The sequence below is a fragment of the Jiangella endophytica genome (assembly GCF_003427025.1).
Lineage (GTDB): Bacteria > Actinomycetota > Actinomycetes > Jiangellales > Jiangellaceae > Jiangella > Jiangella endophytica.
The window spans coordinates 869,068-884,147 of the sequence record NZ_QVAI01000001.1 but is presented as its reverse complement, the minus strand read 5'-3'; the positions used below and the strand labels follow the sequence as shown (position 1 = coordinate 884,147).

The window sequence follows — 15,080 nt, the reverse complement described above, 5'->3', positions numbered from 1 at the left end:
GTGGAAGTGACGACGGGAGCGCGGACGGCGGCAGCCCCGCCGTCCGCCCCGGACCCGCACGGCGGCGGCCGGCCGGCGACGGCACGGCGGACGCGGCGCCGGCGCGACGACAGCGCGGTCGCCGGGCTGTTCCTCGCGCCCGGACTGCTGGGCTTCCTGCTGTTCATCGTCGTGCCGCTGGCCGGATCGGCGCTGATCAGCCTGTACGAGTGGCCGCTGTTCGGCACGCCGGTCTTCATCGGCCTGGACAACTACACGAAGCTCTTCGGCGACCCGGCGTTCTTCACCGCCCTGACCAACACGCTGGTCTTCGCGTTCGTCTACACCGCGCTGAACCTGGCGCTGGCGATCGCGATCGCGCTGTGGCTGGGCACCCGGATGAAGGGCGCGGGGATCTGGCGGGTGGTGTTCTTCCTGCCGGTCATCACGCCGATGGTGGCGAACGCGCTGGTCTGGCGGCTGATGCTGTCCGACGACGGCGTGCTCAACAGCACGCTCGGCGGCGTCGGCATCGAGGGGCAGTCGTGGCTGTCGGACTCCCGGTTCGCGCTGGCTGCGGTCATCGCGATGTCGGTGTGGCAGTCCTTCGGCTACAACGTCGTCGTCATCACGGCCGGGCTGACCGCGATCCCCAAGGAGATCCTGGAGGCCAGCCGCATCGACGGGACCAACCCCTGGCAGCGGCTGCGCTACACGATCCTGCCGATGATCTCGCCGTCGCTGTTCTTCGCATCGACGATGACGATGATCGGCGCCTTCCAGGTGTTCGTGCAGGCGCAGGTGCTGACCCAGGGCGGGCCGGGCGAGTCGACGAACACGCTGGTGCTCTACCTGTACCGGAACGGGTTCTCCTTCGACCGGCTCGGCTACGCCTCGGCGATCGCCTGGATGCTGTTCGTCGTCGTCATGCTGGTGACGGCGGTCCAGTTCGCCGGCCAGCGCAGGTGGGTGAACTATGACAAGTGAGGCCCTGGCCACGCGGCGCCGCGCACACCGTCGCCGCACGACGCTGACCTGGCTGAACACCGCCGCCGTCGCCGCCGTCGCGCTGCTGTTCACGTTCCCGTTCATCTGGATGTTCCTGACCGCGCTGAAGCCGTCGAACGAGGTGTTCAGCGGGTCGGCGCTCGGGTCGGAGGTGCGCTGGCAGAACTTCTCCGACGCGTGGACGCTGGTGCCGTTCGGCCGGTTCATCGCGAACGGGTTCTTCGTGGCGATCGCCGGCGCGGCGCTGTCGGTCGTGGTGGCGGTGCTGTCGGCGTACGCGTTCTCGCGGCTGCGGTTCCGCTTCCGCGACCGGCTGTTCCTGCTGTATGTCGCGACGCTGGTGCTGCCGCAGGAGGTGCTCGTCGTCCCGCTGTTCATCATGATGAACGAGGCAGGGTACGTCGACACCTACGCGGCGCTGATCATCCCGTTCGCGTTCACCGCGTTCGGCACCTTCCTCATGCGGCAGTTCTTCCTCACCATCCCGGTCGAGTACGAGGAGGCGGCCCGCATCGACGGCGCCTCGCGCGTGCGGACGCTGTGGTCGGTGCTGCTGCCGCAGCTGCGGGCGCCGCTGTCGGTGCTCGGGGTGTTCTCGTTCATCGGCTACTGGAACTCCTACCTGTGGCCGCTCATCGTCATCAACACGCAGGACAAGGCCACCGTGCCGCTCGGCCTGACGATGTTCACCGGTGAGCACGGCACGCAGTGGAACCTCGTCATGGCGGCGTCGACCATCGCCGTCGTCCCTTCGCTCTTCATCGTCGTGCTGCTCCAGCGGCAGCTGATGAAGGGCGTCAGCATGGGTGGATTCGGAGGACGCTAGTGACCACACGCGACACGCTGCGGATCGTCGAGGCGCAGGCCTGGCTGTGCGACGTCCCGGTCGAGACGGTGCGCACCGACGCCGTCCAGTCCTTCGTCAAACAGGAGACGATCCTCGTCACGGTGCGCACGGCCGACGGCGTCACCGGCACCGGGTACAGCTACACGATCGGGACCGGTGGCGCGGCTGTGCTCAGCCTGCTGCGCGAGAGCCTGCTCGGCCTGCTCGTCGGCCTGGACGCCGGCCGGCCGGAGGACGTGTGGTCGACGCTCTACGCGGCGACCCGCGCGACGACGGTCGGCCCGATCACGGCGCTGGCGCTGGCCGCCGTCGACACCGCCGTCTGGGACGCCCGCTGCCGGGCCGTCGGGCTGCCGCTGTGGGTGGCCGCCGGGGGTGCCCGGCCGCGCGTCCCGCTCTACGACACCGAGGGCGGCTGGCTGCACCTCACCCCGGACGAGCTGGTCACCCAGGCGTCCGAGGCGAAGCGGCGCGGGCTGCGCGGGGTGAAGGTCAAGGTCGGCAAGCCGCACGCCGGTGAGGACGCCGAGCGGCTGCGGGCCGTGCGCGAGGCCGTCGGCCCGGACCTGCACCTCATGGTCGACGCGAACCAGTCGATGACGGCGGCCGAGGCGATCCGGCGGGCGGCGCTGTTCGAGCCGCTGGACCTGTTCTGGCTGGAGGAGCCGCTGCCGGCCGACGACGTCGCGGGACACCGCCGGCTGGCGCGATCGACGACCATTCCGGTGGCCGTCGGCGAGAGCATGTACTCCGTGGGCCAGTTCCGCGAGTACCTCACCGCCGAGGCGGCCGGCATCGTGCAGGTCGACGTCGCGCGCATCGGCGGGATCACGCCGTGGCTCAAGGTGGCACACCTGGCCGAGGCGTTCAACGTCCAGGTGGCACCGCACTTCCTCATGGAACTGCACGTGTCGCTGGCCTGCGCGGTCCCCAACGGGCTGTACGTCGAGCACATCCCGCAGCTGCGCGCCGTCACCACGGCCGAGATGGCCATCGCCGACGGCGACGCGGTGGCGCCGTCGGAACCCGGGCTGGGCATCGCCTGGGACGTGGACGCGCTCGACGGGTTGCGGGTGGCCTGATGCGCGCGTTCGGACGGGGTGGGCTGCGGGTCGGGCCGGTCGGGTACGGCGTCGCCGCGCTCGGCAACCTGTACCAGGCACTGCCCGCCGACGTGTGGCCGCGGTGCGTCCCGGCCGCGTGGTCGGCGGGCATCCGGTACTTCGACGTCGCGCCGCACTACGGGCTCGGCCTCGCCGAGGAACGGCTGGGCCGCAGCCTGGCCGGCTTCCCGCGCGACGAGATCGTCGTGTCGTCCAAGGTGGGCCGGTTGATCGTGCCGAACGAGGCGTACGCCGGCGAGCGCGACGCCGAGCTGTTCGACGTGCCGGCGACCCGGCTGCGGGTGCGCGACTACTCCCGCGACGGCGTGCTCCGCTCGCTGGAGGACACGCTGCGGCGCACCGGGCTCGACCGCGTCGACCTGCTGCTCGTCCACGACCCCGACGACCACCACCGCGAGGCGCTCGACGGCGCGTTCCCGGCGCTGGAGGAGCTGCGGTCGCAGGGCGTGATCCGGTCCTACGGCGCCGGGATGAACCAGTCGGCGATGCTCGCGGACTTCGTCCGGCACACCGACCTCGACGTCGTCATGCTGGCCGGCCGGTACACGCTGCTGGACCAGAGCGCGCTGGACGACCTGCTGCCGCTGGCCGTCGAGCGCGGCGTGTCGGTGGCCGCCGCCGGCGTGTTCAACTCGGGCATACTGGCGACGCCGCTGCCGGCCCAGGGGGCGCGCTACGACTACGCGCCGGCCACCGGCGACGTCGTCCGCCGCGTCCTCGGGATCGCCGCGGTCGCCGAGCGGTACGGCACGACGGTGCCCGTGCTGGCGGCGCGGTTCCCGCTCGCCCACCCGGCGGTCGCCACCGTCGTGCTGGGGGCGGAGTCGCCGGAGCAGGTGACCCGGAACGCCGCGCTGGCCGCCGAGCCCGTCGACCCGGACGTCTGGGCGGAGCTGATCGACGCCGGCCTGCTGCGGGCCGACGTGCCCATCGACGCCGAGGTGAAGGGATGACACGAATGCGCGTGGCGCTGCACTCCGTGCTGCGACCGGGGAGCGAACTGGACTACGACCGGGAGCACGAGCGGATCCCCGACGACCTGGTGGCGTCGTTCGCCCGATTCGGGATCCACGAGTGGACCATCTGGCGGGTCGGCGACCGGCTGTTCCACCTGGTCGAGTGCGACGACTTCGACGCGGCCATGCGGGCGCTGGCCGACGACCCGGCGAACGTGCGCTGGCAGGCGCACATCGGCCGGTTCGTCGGCCACTTCCTCGGCGGCGGCGACGACGCACCCGCCCCGCTGCCGCGGGTGTGGGACCTCGGCCGGCAGCGACAGGCCGGTTGAGCAGGACCGTTCCCGATCTTCGTCTCGTTAGGATGATGCTGTGACCATCGGCCCCGATCACGCGGCACGTCTCGTGCCCGAGCGGCGGGCGCTGGCCGACGACGTCTACGACGTCATCCTCGGCCTGCTCATGGATCACCGGATCGAGCCGGGTGCCAAGGTCAGCATCGACGGCATCGCCCGCGACTTCGACGTGTCCCCCACGCCGGTGCGCGAGGCGCTGGCCCGGCTGGAGTCCGAAGGCCTGGTGGTCAAGCGGCCGCTGCGCGGGTACACGGCGGCGCCGCTGCTGGACGCCGAAGGGCTGCGGAAGCTGTTCGAGATGCGCCGCATCCTGGAGCCGGCGGCCGCCGGACTGGCCGCCGGCCGGATGACCCCGGCGACGGTCGCGTCCCTGAAGGCTCTGGCCGACGACATGCGCTCCAGCGCGTCGTCGTCGCAGGACGAGGGCAGCCGCTACCAGGACTACCGCGACTTCGCCGACCAGGACGCCCACTTCCACCGCATCATCGCCGAACACTCCGGCAACGACCTGCTCGCCGAGGCGGTCGTCCGGTTGCGCTCGCACCTGCACCTGTACCGGCTGTACTTCAAGCACGGCATCGAGCAGGACACCTCGGGCGAGCACGAGGCCGTCCTCGACGCGCTGCGCCGCCGCGACGCCGACGCCGCGACCGCCGCCATGCTCGACCACATCGAGCACTCCTACGCCCGCATGGCCCCGCACGTCGACGACTGACCCGGAAATGATCACGTCAAGGAGGGGTGCTCCCGCTCCCCCAGGCATGCATTCCTGGGGAAGCGGGAGAACGCCTCGGGAGGTACGGCGTCAGAGCGGCGCGGTGAACGCGGCGAGCACGAGGTCCTGGACCTGGGTCAGGTGCTCGCGCATCGCTGCCTCGGCCCGCGCGGGGTCGCCTGTCGCAACCGCCTCGTGGACGCCCAGGTGCTGACGGGCGCAGCCCACCGCGGCCTCGGCGGCCGGGGAGTCGCGACGGCGCAGGATCCAGGCGAGGTCGACGGCGTCCTCGACGACGGCACGCAGCCGGGCGTTGCCGCTGAGACCGGCCAGGTACGGATGGAACTCGCGGTCGAGCTCCCAGAAGCCCTCGGGGTCAGGTGCCTCGGCGCGGGCCACCGACCGGCGGGCGAGGTCGGCCGGTCCGACCAGCTCCGGTTCGGGCGCGGACCGCTCCGCCGCCAGCCGGGCGGCGTCGCACTCGACGGCGATGCGGACCTCGTACGACTCCCGCAGCGCGCCCCGTGACGGCACCGCCACCCGGCTCCCACGCCGCCGGCAGCCGCAACGGGCCGTTGATGAGCGATGTGGGCGTCTCGGTCTCGACATCGGGCGCGCACGGCGTCGCCGACATCGACCCGGCCCGGACGCAGGGCGAGCGCGTGCGCATCACCGTCCCGCCCTACCCGTTCGACGGCCTGCCCGAGGTCGGCTACGGGGACGGCGTCCCCGGTCTCTACATGATGACGATGCACAGCGGCGCCATGCTGAGCGCCGTCATGGGGCGGCTGGCCGCCGAGGAGATCGTCACCGGCACCTCACCGTCGCTGCTCACCGGCTTCCGGCCGGAGCGGGTCGTCGCGGCGGGCGACGAGAGCGCCCACGTCGTCGACCCGCACGCCGTGGAGAGCGAGGTCTGAGCCCGGCCGGGCTCATGCGGCGATCGTCGACCCGTCGGCGGGGACACCGTCGCGGGCGACGCCGTCGCCGTCCTGGTACCGCCAGGTGAAGCGGAGACCGTGGGCGGTCGCGATGTCCGGGCCGTCCATGAGCTGGAAGTGCAGGTGCGGCTCGGACGAGTTGCCGGAGTTGCCGCACTCCGCGAGCGGCTGGCCGGCGACGACCCGGTCGCCGGGCGCCACCCGCAGCGATCCCCGCCGGGCGTGGGCGTACACCGCGTGCACGCCGTCGCCGAGGTCGAGGACGACGTGGTTGCCGAGCAGGTGCCGGGGCCGGCCGAGCGAGCGGACGAAGCCCTCGAGGAACAGGTACAGCAGCCCCGGCAGCGAGGTGCGGGTCAGGTGGTCGCGCTGCCCGTCGGCGGCCATGACGACGCGGGCGTCGGCCGGGGCGAGCAGCGGCGCACCGAACGCCGGGTAGGCGTCGGGCCGGCGGGCGATCGGCAGGAACCAGACCGGGTCCGGCGCCGGCCGGAGGACGAGGTCGATGGCGTAGGTCTGCGCCAGGGCGTGCGTGTGGCTGGGCACCTTGGTCTCCGGCCCGTTGAGCGCGGTCCACCGCCCGGCCAGCGGCAGCCCGATGGCGACGGGCGCGGGCTCGGCCCCGCTGCGCGGCCGCTGCGCGCGTGTCGACAGCCAGCGCGCGATCAGGCCGAACAGCAGCAGGCCGGCCCCGGTGTACCAGAGCGGCCCGAGACCCGACCGATTGACGATGACGGCGACGGCGCCGGTCGCGAACGCCGGGCCGTGCAGCCACGTGAGAACCCGCATGGCTGCGAGCCTAACAACGCAATGAGCTGCGGATTCGTGAGTAACTGAGCAAGAGGTCATGACATATGTCAGCGCGCGGCGAAACGGCGCGGGATTGTCGCGCAGGCTATGTTCCCGGTAACGTCACGGCGCCGAGACGTACGATCAGACCGGCGTCGGCCGGAGTCCCGGCACCGTGCCGCCGCGTGTTCCGTGCAGAGCGTGGGAGGGGAAGATGAGCGCCGGGAGCTCGGAGGACAAGCCGAACCTGCGGTCTATCGCGTCCCTCGCCGGCGTCTCGCACATGACCGTCTCCCGCGTCCTCAACGACCACCCCAACATCCGCCCCGAGACCCGCGAGAAGGTCCTGCGTGTCGTCGAGGAGCTGAACTACCAGCGCAACAGCGCCGCCCGGGCCCTCGCGACGCGCAAGTCGCGGCGCATCGGCGTCATCGTCGACCGGCCGGTCGAGATCGGCCCCGACAGCACGCTGCGCTCCGTCGAGCACGCCGCGCGCGAGGCCGGCTACTCCGTCAGCTCGGTCGCCGCCTCTCCCGACGACGACGGCGTGCGGCCACGCGAGGCGGTCGCCTACCTGACCGCGCACGGCATCGACGCCCTCTGCGTCATCGCGCCGCGCGCGTCCTCCGTCGACGTGCTGCGCGAGCTGACCGAGGGCCTGCCGACGCTGATCGTCAAGGCCGACGACGACGCCAACTTCCTCACCGCCTCGGTCGACCAGCGCCTGGGCGCCACACTCGCCGTCCAGCACCTCATGGACCTCGGCCACCGCGAGATCGCGCATGTCGCCGGGCCGCTGGACTGGCTCGACGCCCGGGCGCGCGAGCGCGGCTGGCACGCCCATCTGAAGAAGGCCGGACTACACATCCCGCCGGCGTTCGTCGGCGACTGGTCGGCGGACTCCGGCTACGAGTTCGCCGTCGCCTTCGACGAGCTGCCGCCGTTCACCGCGATCTTCGCCGCGAACGACCAGATGGCGCTCGGCATCCTGCACGGCTTCCGCGACCGGGGCATCCGCGTCCCCGAGGACGTCAGCGTCGTCGGCTTCGACGACCTGCCCGTGTCGCGGCACTTCCTGCCCACGCTGACGACGGTGCGGCAGGACTTCCACGCCCTCGGCGCGCTCGCGGTGGAGATCCTCGTCGCCGCGCTCGAGGGCGGCAGCACCGAGCGGCGCTCGCGGATTGCACCGGAGCTCATCGTGCGCGAGTCGACCGCCGGGCCTCGAAGTATGTGACGTCAAACAGTACAATTTCACATCTTGCATGGCCTGCGTGTTCCCGGTAACATCTCGCCCGTTCTCCCGATATGTCCACGTAGACACCCCCACGAACCACGCCGGAAGGCACGGGTCTCAAGGAGGAGATCGATGCGCAGCACCGCACGAGTCGCACGGGCCTTCGCGGTCGCCGGGGCACTCACCCTGGGTCTCGCCGCATGTGGCGGAGGCGACGACGACACCAGCACCAGCGGAGGCGACGGCGGAGGCGACGACGTCGTCACGGTCGGCTTCGTCGCGGTCGGCCCCGAGGGCGGCTGGCGCCAGGCGAACGAGGCGAACGTCCAGGACACGTTCACCGAGGAGGCCGGCTTCGAGCTGAAGTACGCGCCCGCGACCAACCTCGACCAGCGATCCCAGATCGACGCGTTCACGTCGTTCGTCGACGAGGGCGTCGACGTCATCCTGCTGTCCGCCACGGAGGGCGCCGGCTGGGAGGACTCCCTGCGCCGCGCCCAGGAGGCCGAGATCCCGGTCATCCTCGTCGACCGGGGCATCGAGCCGGACGACACCGACCTCTACGTCACCCGGATCGCGCCGGACAACTACGAGGTCAGCACGTCGGTGGCCGAGTGGGCCGTCTCCGCGTTCCCCGACGGCGCCAACTACTTCGTGCTCGAGGGCCCGGCCGGCGTCTCCGTCGTCAACGAGCGCAACAAGGGCTGGGACGACACCGTCGGCTCGGCCGCGAACCTGGTGAAGATCGGCGCGCAGACCGCCAACTGGTCCACCGAAGAAGCCAAGAGCGTCTTCGAGACCGTTCTGCGGGCCAACAACAACGACATCCAGATCGTGTTCGCACAGAACGACGAGATGGGCCTCGGCGCCGCGATCGCGGTCGAGGAGGCCGGGCTGACGCCGGGTGTCGACGTCCAGATCGCCACCATCGACGGCACGAAGCCGGCGCTCGAAGCGCTCTCCGAGGGCCGGCTGAGCTTCGTCGCCGAGTACAACCCGCTGTTCGGCGAGACGCTGCTCGAGGTCGTCGACAAGGTGCTCAACGGCGAGGAGGTCGAGCCGTACATCATCGTGCCGAGCGAGACCTTCGACTCGCCGGAGGCCGCGACGGCCGCGCTGCCCAGCCGCAAGTACTGAGGACTCTGGAGCCGTCATGACCGGAGCGCCACCGATCGTCGAGATGACCGGCATCTCGATCTCGTTCCCCGGGGTCAAGGCCCTCGACGCGGTCGACTTCCGCCTGTTCCCGGGCGAAGTGCACACCCTCATGGGCGAGAACGGGGCCGGCAAATCGACCCTGATCAAGGCGCTCACCGGGGTCTACAAGATCGACGAGGGGCAGATCCTGGTCGCCGGGGAGGAGCGCCGCTTCGGCGGCACCGCCGACGCCCAGGCGGCCGGGATCGCCACCGTCTATCAAGAGGTCAACCTCTGCGCCAACCTGTCCATCGGCGAGAACGTGATGCTGGGACACGAGGTCCGCGGCCCGTTCGGCATCAACTGGAAGGCGACGCACCGAGCGGCGGCCGAGGTGCTGGCCACGCTCGGGCTGGAGCAGCTGGACCTGCGCCGCCCGCTCGCCACGCTCTCGCTGGCCATCCAGCAACTGGTCGCGATCAGCCGGGCCATGGTGACCAGGCCGAAGGTGCTCATCCTCGACGAGCCCACCTCCAGCCTGGACGCCAACGAGGTGGCCAACCTCTTCACCGTCATCCGCAAGCTGCGCGACCAGGGCGTCGCGATCCTGTTCGTCACGCACTTCCTCGACCAGGTCTACGCGATCAGCGACCGCATCACCGTCCTGCGCAACGGCGGCTTCGTCGGCGAATACCCGACCCGAGAGCTGGACCGCACGACGCTGATCTCGAAGATGATCGGCAAGGACTTCGCGACGCTGCGCTCGCTGGGCAGCGAGCGGCAGTCGCACCACTACGAGCCGCGCGGCGAGCCCCTGCTCAAGGCCGAGGACCTCGGCCGCAAGGGCTCGTCCGAGCCGACCGACCTCGAGCTGCACCAGGGCGAGGTGCTCGGTCTCGCCGGGTTGCTCGGCTCCGGCCGGACCGAGCTGGCCCGGCTGTTGTACGGCGCCGACCGGCCGGACAGCGGGACGGTGTGGCTGCGCGGCAGGAAGACCGACATCCACACGCCGACCGCCGCGCTGGCGCACCGCATCGCGTTCTCCAGCGAGAACCGGCGCGACGAGGGGATCATCCGCGACCTCAGCGTCCGGGAGAACCTCGTGCTCGCCGTCCAGGCCAAGCGCGGCTGGTTCCGGCCGCTGTCGCGCAAGGAGCAGGACGCGCTCACCCGCAAGTACCTGACCGAGCTGAACGTCCGGCCGGCCGACCCGGAGCGGCCGATCAAGTTCCTCTCCGGCGGCAACCAGCAGAAGGTGCTACTGGGCCGCTGGCTGGCCACCGAGCCGGACCTGCTCATCCTCGACGAGCCCACCCGCGGCATCGACGTCGGCGCCAAGGCGGAGATCCAGGCCGCCGTCGCCGCGCTGGCCGCCAAGGGTGTGGCCGTCGTGTTCATCTCCTCCGAGCTCGAGGAGGTGGTCCGGCTCAGCGATCGCATCATCGTCATGAAGGACCACCGCAAACTCGCCGAGCTGGAGAACGGCCCGCACGTGACGGCGGAGACCATCGTCGCCGTCATCGCCGACGAGGGCGACGACGAGGAAGGTGACTCCGAATGAGCGACCTGGCCGCGCGGCTGGCCGCCGGGCGCGGAGCGATCGTGCGCAACCAGGCGTTCTGGGGCGTCATCGCGATCGCGGCCCTGCTGGCGATCAACGTCGTCGCCGACCCCGGGTACCTCTCCGTCGGCTACAACGGCGAGACCGGGCGGCTGTCCGGCAACCTCATCGACATCCTGCGCGCCGCCGCGCCGATCCTGATGATCGCCGTCGGCATGTGCCTCGTCGTCGCCACCGGCGGCATCGACCTCTCCGTCGGCTCGATCATGGTCGTGGCCGGCGCGGTGTCGATGGAGCTGCTGCGCGGCATGGACGGCAGTGCCGGCAACGCGGCGCTGACGCTGGCGATCGCGCTGGGCATCGCGACCGCGCTGGGCGCGGTGAACGGCTTCCTCGTCTCCGTCGTCGGGCTGCAGCCGTTCATCAGCACGCTGGTGATGATGCTGGCCGGCCGGGGCATCGCGAAGGTCATCACCGGCGGGCAGAACACCACCGCCGACAACGACTCGTTCGCCTGGCTGGCCAACGGCTACGTCGTCGGCGTGCCCGTGGTGTTCCTGCTCGCGATCGCCATCGTCGCGCTGGTGTGGCTGCTCGTGCGGCGCAGTGCACTCGGGCTCATGCTGGAGGCGATCGGCATGGACTCGCGGGCCAGCCGGCTCGCGGGCGTGAAGCGGCGCAGCCTGCAGCTCACCGTCTACTCGGTGAGCGGCCTGCTGGCCGGGATCGCCGGCGTGTTCGCGACCGCCAGCGTCATGACGGTCGACGTGTCGCGCACCGGCTACCAGCTGGAGCTGGACGCGATCCTCGCCGTCGTCATCGGCGGGACGTCGCTGGCCGGCGGCAAGTTCTCCATCGGCGGCGCCGTGATCGGCGGGCTGCTCATCGCGACGCTGGACAAGACGGTCGTGTTCCTGGGCATCCCGGCCTCGGCCACACCGGCGTTCAAGGCCATCGTGATCGTCGTGCTCTGCCTGCTGCAGTCCGAGCGCGTCCGGTCGCTGTTCCGACACCGCCGTGCCCTCCGGGCGCAGTCGCAGAAGGAGGCCGTTGCGGCATGACCGTCACGACTCGACCGCCGACCGGGTCCGCACCCGGCCCCACGCCGTCGCGCCCCTCGCTGGCCGACCGGCTGGGCGCGCGCCTCAGCGCACTGCCGACGGTGGCGGCACTGCTCATCTTCGTCGGCATGATCATCTACGGCGAGGCCGCGTACGGCCGCATCGTGCAGTTCAACACGCTGTCGAACCTGCTGGTCAACAACTCGCACCTGATCATCCTCGCGGTCGGGCTCACGTTCGTGATCCTCACCGGCGGCATCGACCTGTCCGTGGGCGCCGTCATCGCGTTCAGCAGTGTCGCCGGGGTCATGCTGTCCAACGCGGGCTGGCATCCGATGGCCGCCGTGCTCGTCATGGTGCTGATCGGCTCGGTGCTGGGGCTGATCTCGGGCGTGCTGATCCAGTACTTCGGGGTGCAACCCTTCATCGCCACCCTGGCGACGATGTTCCTCGCCCGCGGGCTCGCGTCGATGCTGAGCACCGTCCCGGAGCGGCTGGCCGACGACTCCGCGATCCGTGATCTGGCCACCCAGCTGAAGATCATCGACGGCGAGAAGGTGAACGACCTGGTGATCACGCCGGGCGTCGTCGCCGCCATCGTGATCGTCGTCCTCGGGTTCCTCGTGCTGCACCGGACCCGGTTCGGCCGCACCGTCTACGCGATCGGCGGCTCGGAGCAGTCGGCCACGCTGATGGGCCTGCCGGTCCCGGCCACCAAGCTGGGCATCTACGTCATCAGCGGGACGCTCGCCGGCATCGCCGCCGTCGTCTACACCTCGCGGCTGGGCAGCGCCCAGAACATCACCGGCATCGGCTGGGAGCTGGACGCGATCGCGGCGGTCGTCATCGGCGGCACACTGCTCACCGGCGGGACCGGGTTCGTGCTCGGCTCGGTGGTGGGCGCCCTGGTGCTCGGCCTGATGAACGTCCTCATCACCCGCGACGGCGGCATCCGCCCGGAGATGACGACCATCATCACCGGCGGCATCCTGCTGGTCTTCGTCATCCTGCAGCGCGTCCTCGCCCGGCGCCGGTCGGAGACCGGGTAGCCGGGCGAGCGCGAGGTGCGGGCCGCCCGAGCGGCTCCACGACGCCCGGGTGGCGGTCCTGACGACCTTCAGCCGCGTTCCAGTTGCACCTTCGGCAGCAGCCGGGCCAGCGGCGACGGCAGCCACCAGGCCCGCCGCCCGAGCAGTTGCATGGCCGCGGGGACGATCATGCAACGGATGATGACCGCGTCGACGAAGATCGCCACCGCGAAGGCGAAGCCCGTCTGTTGCAGCAGCCGTTGCGGGCTGAGGACGAAGGCCGCGAAGATCACGATCATGATAGAGGCGGCCGCTGTGATCACGCCGCCGGTGTGGGCCAGGCCCTCCCGTACGGCGCGCGACGGATCCTTCTCCCCCGCGCGCACCCATTCCTCGTGCATCCGCGAGATCAGGAAGATCTCGTAGTCCATCGAGAGACCGAAGACGATGGCGAAGATCATCACCGGCACGTAGGCCTCGATCGGGCCGCCCTCGAAGCCCAGCGCGCCGTCCTGGAAGACCAGCTTCATCGCGCCGAGCGCGGCACCGATGCTGAGCAGGTTCAGGAACGCGGCCTTCAACGGAATGAGGACCGATCGGAACACCGCCATCAGCAGGACGATCGCCAGCCCCACGACGATGATCATGAACAGCGGCATCCGGTCGCCGAGTTTGCCGGCGTAGTCCTCGGACGCGGCCGTGGCCCCGCCGACGAGGTACTCCGCGCCGTTCTCCGCCGTCAGCCCCGGCAGCACGTCGTCGCGCAGGGTGGCGACCAGCTCCGTGGTCTCCTCGTCCTGCGGCGACGAAGCGGGGTAGACGAGGACGGTCGCGGCCTCGCCGTCCGGGGTGGGAATCGGGTCCGCGGCGGCCGCGACGCCCTCGGTCTCGCCCAGGGTCCGCGCCGCCGCGGCGGCGGCCTCCTCGGCGCTGCCGTCACCGCCGTCGGTCACGATCAGCAGCGGCCCGTTGAACCCGGGGCCGAAGCCGTCGGACAGCAGGTCGTAGGCCTGCCGGGCGGTGGAGTCGCTCGGGTCGTTGCCCGCGTCGTTGAAGCCGAGGCGGATGCTCAGCGCCGGGAAGGCCAGGGCGCCGAGGAGCACCGCCGCCCCCACCAGTGCGGCCAGCGGGCGCTTCTGCACCGCCGCCGCGAGCCTGCGCCAGCCCTCGCCGTCCTCGGCCTTGCCCCTGGCCTTGCGCTTCTCGGCCCGCGCGGTGAACTGGCGGGCGAAGCGGTTGCCGAAGATGCCGAGCAGCGCGGGCAGCAGGGTCAGCGAGGCGAGCATCGTCATCAGCACGGTCAGCGCCACCGACAGCGCCATGCCCTGGATCGACCCGAGGCCGAGGGCCGTGAGGCCGAGCAACGCCAGGATGACGGTGCAGCCGGCGAAGAACACCGAGCGGCCCGCGGCGTCCATGGCCGTGACGGTGGCCCGTTCCGGTGCGACGCCGCGCACGAGCTCGGCCCGGAAGCGGGCGAAGATCAGCAGCGCGTAGTCGATGCCGACGCCGAGGCCGACGAGGAACATGATCGGTGGCGTCCAGGACGCGATCGTGAAGACGTGCGACGCCAGGACGATGATGCCGACCGTCGAGCCGACCGCGAAGAGGGCGATCATGATGGGGAGGCCGGCGGCGATGAAGGTGCCGAACATCAACACCAGGATCACCAGCGCGGCCACCAGACCGGCCATCTCTCCGACGCCTGTCTCGGCCTCGGCCAGTAGCCGGGCCGCGTCGCCACCCAGCTCGGCCTGCAGCCCGTCACCCTCGGCTGCCTGGACGGTCTCGAGGATGCGCTCGGTGTCGGCCACCGGCATGTCGTCGGACGCGGTGTCGAGCATGACGGTGGCGTAGCCGATGGTGCCGTCGGCGGCGACGGCGGCCGCGTCGTCGTACGGGCTGACCACCCCGTCCACCCGCGGCAGGCCGGCGACCTCGTCGAGCAGCGCCGCGACGCGCTCCTCGACACCCGGCGTCCGCAGGCCGCTCTCGGCGTGCAGGACGATCTGCAGCGTGTCGCCGGCCCGCGCGGCACCGTGCTCGGCCAGCAGGTCGGCCGCCGCCTGCGACTCGGTGCCGGGCATCGAGACGTCGTTGCGGTAGTCGTCGCCGGCCATCGACGCGATCGCCCAGACCCCCGCCAACACGGCCACCCACAGGACCAGTGCCAGCCGGCGGCGGCGATGCGCGAACCCCGCGAGGCGGACGAACACCCCCGGCCGCTCGGGTGGCGGCGTGGTCTCTTCTTCTCGGTTCAGCTGTGGCAGCGTCATGCTTGTTGACGACGCAGCCCGGCGAGGTGTGACATCGGCGTGTCACAGTGCAGGCGGCCGCGTCG

15 protein-coding genes are annotated in these 15,080 nt (G+C 71.3%); 12 read left to right on the top strand and 3 right to left on the bottom strand.

Annotated elements, in window-relative coordinates:
• Nucleotides 1–6: 6 nt before the first annotated feature.
• The 6 genes from DZA62_RS03900 to DZA62_RS03875 are packed head-to-tail and all read left to right on the top strand — an operon-like array spanning nt 7 to nt 4,985.
• Nucleotides 7–966, top strand: a complete 960-nt coding sequence (locus DZA62_RS03900; protein WP_408618076.1) for a carbohydrate ABC transporter permease — start codon at nt 7–9, stop codon at nt 964–966.
• The gene (locus tag DZA62_RS03895) at nt 956–1,813 is read left to right on the top strand and encodes a carbohydrate ABC transporter permease (protein WP_116947410.1); all 858 of its coding nucleotides are present in this window, start codon (nt 956–958) and stop codon (nt 1,811–1,813) included. Before DZA62_RS03900 ends, DZA62_RS03895 begins: the two co-directional genes overlap by 11 nt.
• Nucleotides 1,813–2,916, top strand: a complete 1,104-nt coding sequence (locus tag DZA62_RS03890; RefSeq protein ID WP_198663383.1) for a mandelate racemase/muconate lactonizing enzyme family protein — start codon at nt 1,813–1,815, stop codon at nt 2,914–2,916. Before DZA62_RS03895 ends, DZA62_RS03890 begins: the two co-directional genes overlap by 1 nt.
• Nucleotides 2,916–3,911 (top strand): aldo/keto reductase, encoded by a 996-nt coding sequence (locus tag DZA62_RS03885; RefSeq protein WP_116947409.1) that lies wholly within the window; start codon nt 2,916–2,918, stop codon nt 3,909–3,911. The genes DZA62_RS03890 and DZA62_RS03885 overlap by 1 nt, the downstream gene beginning before the upstream one ends.
• Nucleotides 3,908–4,246, top strand: a complete 339-nt coding sequence (locus DZA62_RS03880) for an L-rhamnose mutarotase (RefSeq protein WP_198663382.1) — start codon at nt 3,908–3,910, stop codon at nt 4,244–4,246. Before DZA62_RS03885 ends, DZA62_RS03880 begins: the two co-directional genes overlap by 4 nt.
• A gap of 40 nt (nt 4,247–4,286) precedes the next feature.
• Nucleotides 4,287–4,985, top strand: coding sequence for a GntR family transcriptional regulator (locus DZA62_RS03875; RefSeq protein ID WP_198663381.1), 699 nt, complete (start codon nt 4,287–4,289; stop codon nt 4,983–4,985).
• A 90-nt stretch (nt 4,986–5,075) separates the two neighbouring features.
• On the opposite strand, the gene DZA62_RS03870 is transcribed toward DZA62_RS03875, so the two are convergent.
• On the bottom strand, nt 5,076–5,525 hold the full coding sequence (locus DZA62_RS03870) for a GntR family transcriptional regulator (protein ID WP_157987458.1): 450 nt from the start codon (nt 5,523–5,525) through the stop codon (nt 5,076–5,078).
• A gap of 38 nt (nt 5,526–5,563) precedes the next feature.
• On the opposite strand from DZA62_RS03870, the gene DZA62_RS03865 reads away from it, so the two are divergent.
• Nucleotides 5,564–5,905, top strand: a complete 342-nt coding sequence (locus tag DZA62_RS03865) for a hypothetical protein (RefSeq protein WP_157987457.1) — start codon at nt 5,564–5,566, stop codon at nt 5,903–5,905.
• A gap of 12 nt (nt 5,906–5,917) precedes the next feature.
• On the opposite strand, the gene DZA62_RS03860 is transcribed toward DZA62_RS03865, so the two are convergent.
• Nucleotides 5,918–6,715, bottom strand: coding sequence for a M23 family metallopeptidase (locus DZA62_RS03860; RefSeq protein WP_116947405.1), 798 nt, complete (start codon nt 6,713–6,715; stop codon nt 5,918–5,920).
• 214 nt (nt 6,716–6,929) lie between these two features.
• On the opposite strand from DZA62_RS03860, the gene DZA62_RS03855 reads away from it, so the two are divergent.
• From DZA62_RS03855 to DZA62_RS03835, 5 genes are all read left to right on the top strand, one after another.
• Nucleotides 6,930–7,952 (top strand): LacI family DNA-binding transcriptional regulator, encoded by a 1,023-nt coding sequence (locus DZA62_RS03855; RefSeq protein ID WP_116947404.1) that lies wholly within the window; start codon nt 6,930–6,932, stop codon nt 7,950–7,952.
• A 132-nt stretch (nt 7,953–8,084) separates the two neighbouring features.
• Nucleotides 8,085–9,089 carry an ABC transporter substrate-binding protein gene (locus tag DZA62_RS03850; RefSeq protein ID WP_116947403.1) on the top strand — a complete coding sequence of 335 codons (1,005 nt, stop codon included), beginning with the start codon at nt 8,085–8,087 and terminating at the stop codon, nt 9,087–9,089.
• 16 nt (nt 9,090–9,105) lie between these two features.
• Nucleotides 9,106–10,650 (top strand): sugar ABC transporter ATP-binding protein, encoded by a 1,545-nt coding sequence (locus DZA62_RS03845; protein ID WP_116947402.1) that lies wholly within the window; start codon nt 9,106–9,108, stop codon nt 10,648–10,650.
• Nucleotides 10,647–11,711, top strand: a complete 1,065-nt coding sequence (locus DZA62_RS03840) for an ABC transporter permease (RefSeq protein WP_116947401.1) — start codon at nt 10,647–10,649, stop codon at nt 11,709–11,711. The genes DZA62_RS03845 and DZA62_RS03840 overlap by 4 nt, the downstream gene beginning before the upstream one ends.
• Nucleotides 11,708–12,760, top strand: a complete 1,053-nt coding sequence (locus DZA62_RS03835; protein WP_116947400.1) for an ABC transporter permease — start codon at nt 11,708–11,710, stop codon at nt 12,758–12,760. Before DZA62_RS03840 ends, DZA62_RS03835 begins: the two co-directional genes overlap by 4 nt.
• 68 nt (nt 12,761–12,828) lie before the next feature.
• Here DZA62_RS03835 and DZA62_RS03830 read toward each other — a convergent pair whose 3' ends face one another.
• A complete protein-coding gene (locus DZA62_RS03830; protein WP_198663380.1) occupies nt 12,829–15,015 on the bottom strand; it encodes an MMPL family transporter in 2,187 nt (728 codons plus the stop codon).
• Nucleotides 15,016–15,080 lie beyond the last annotated feature (65 nt).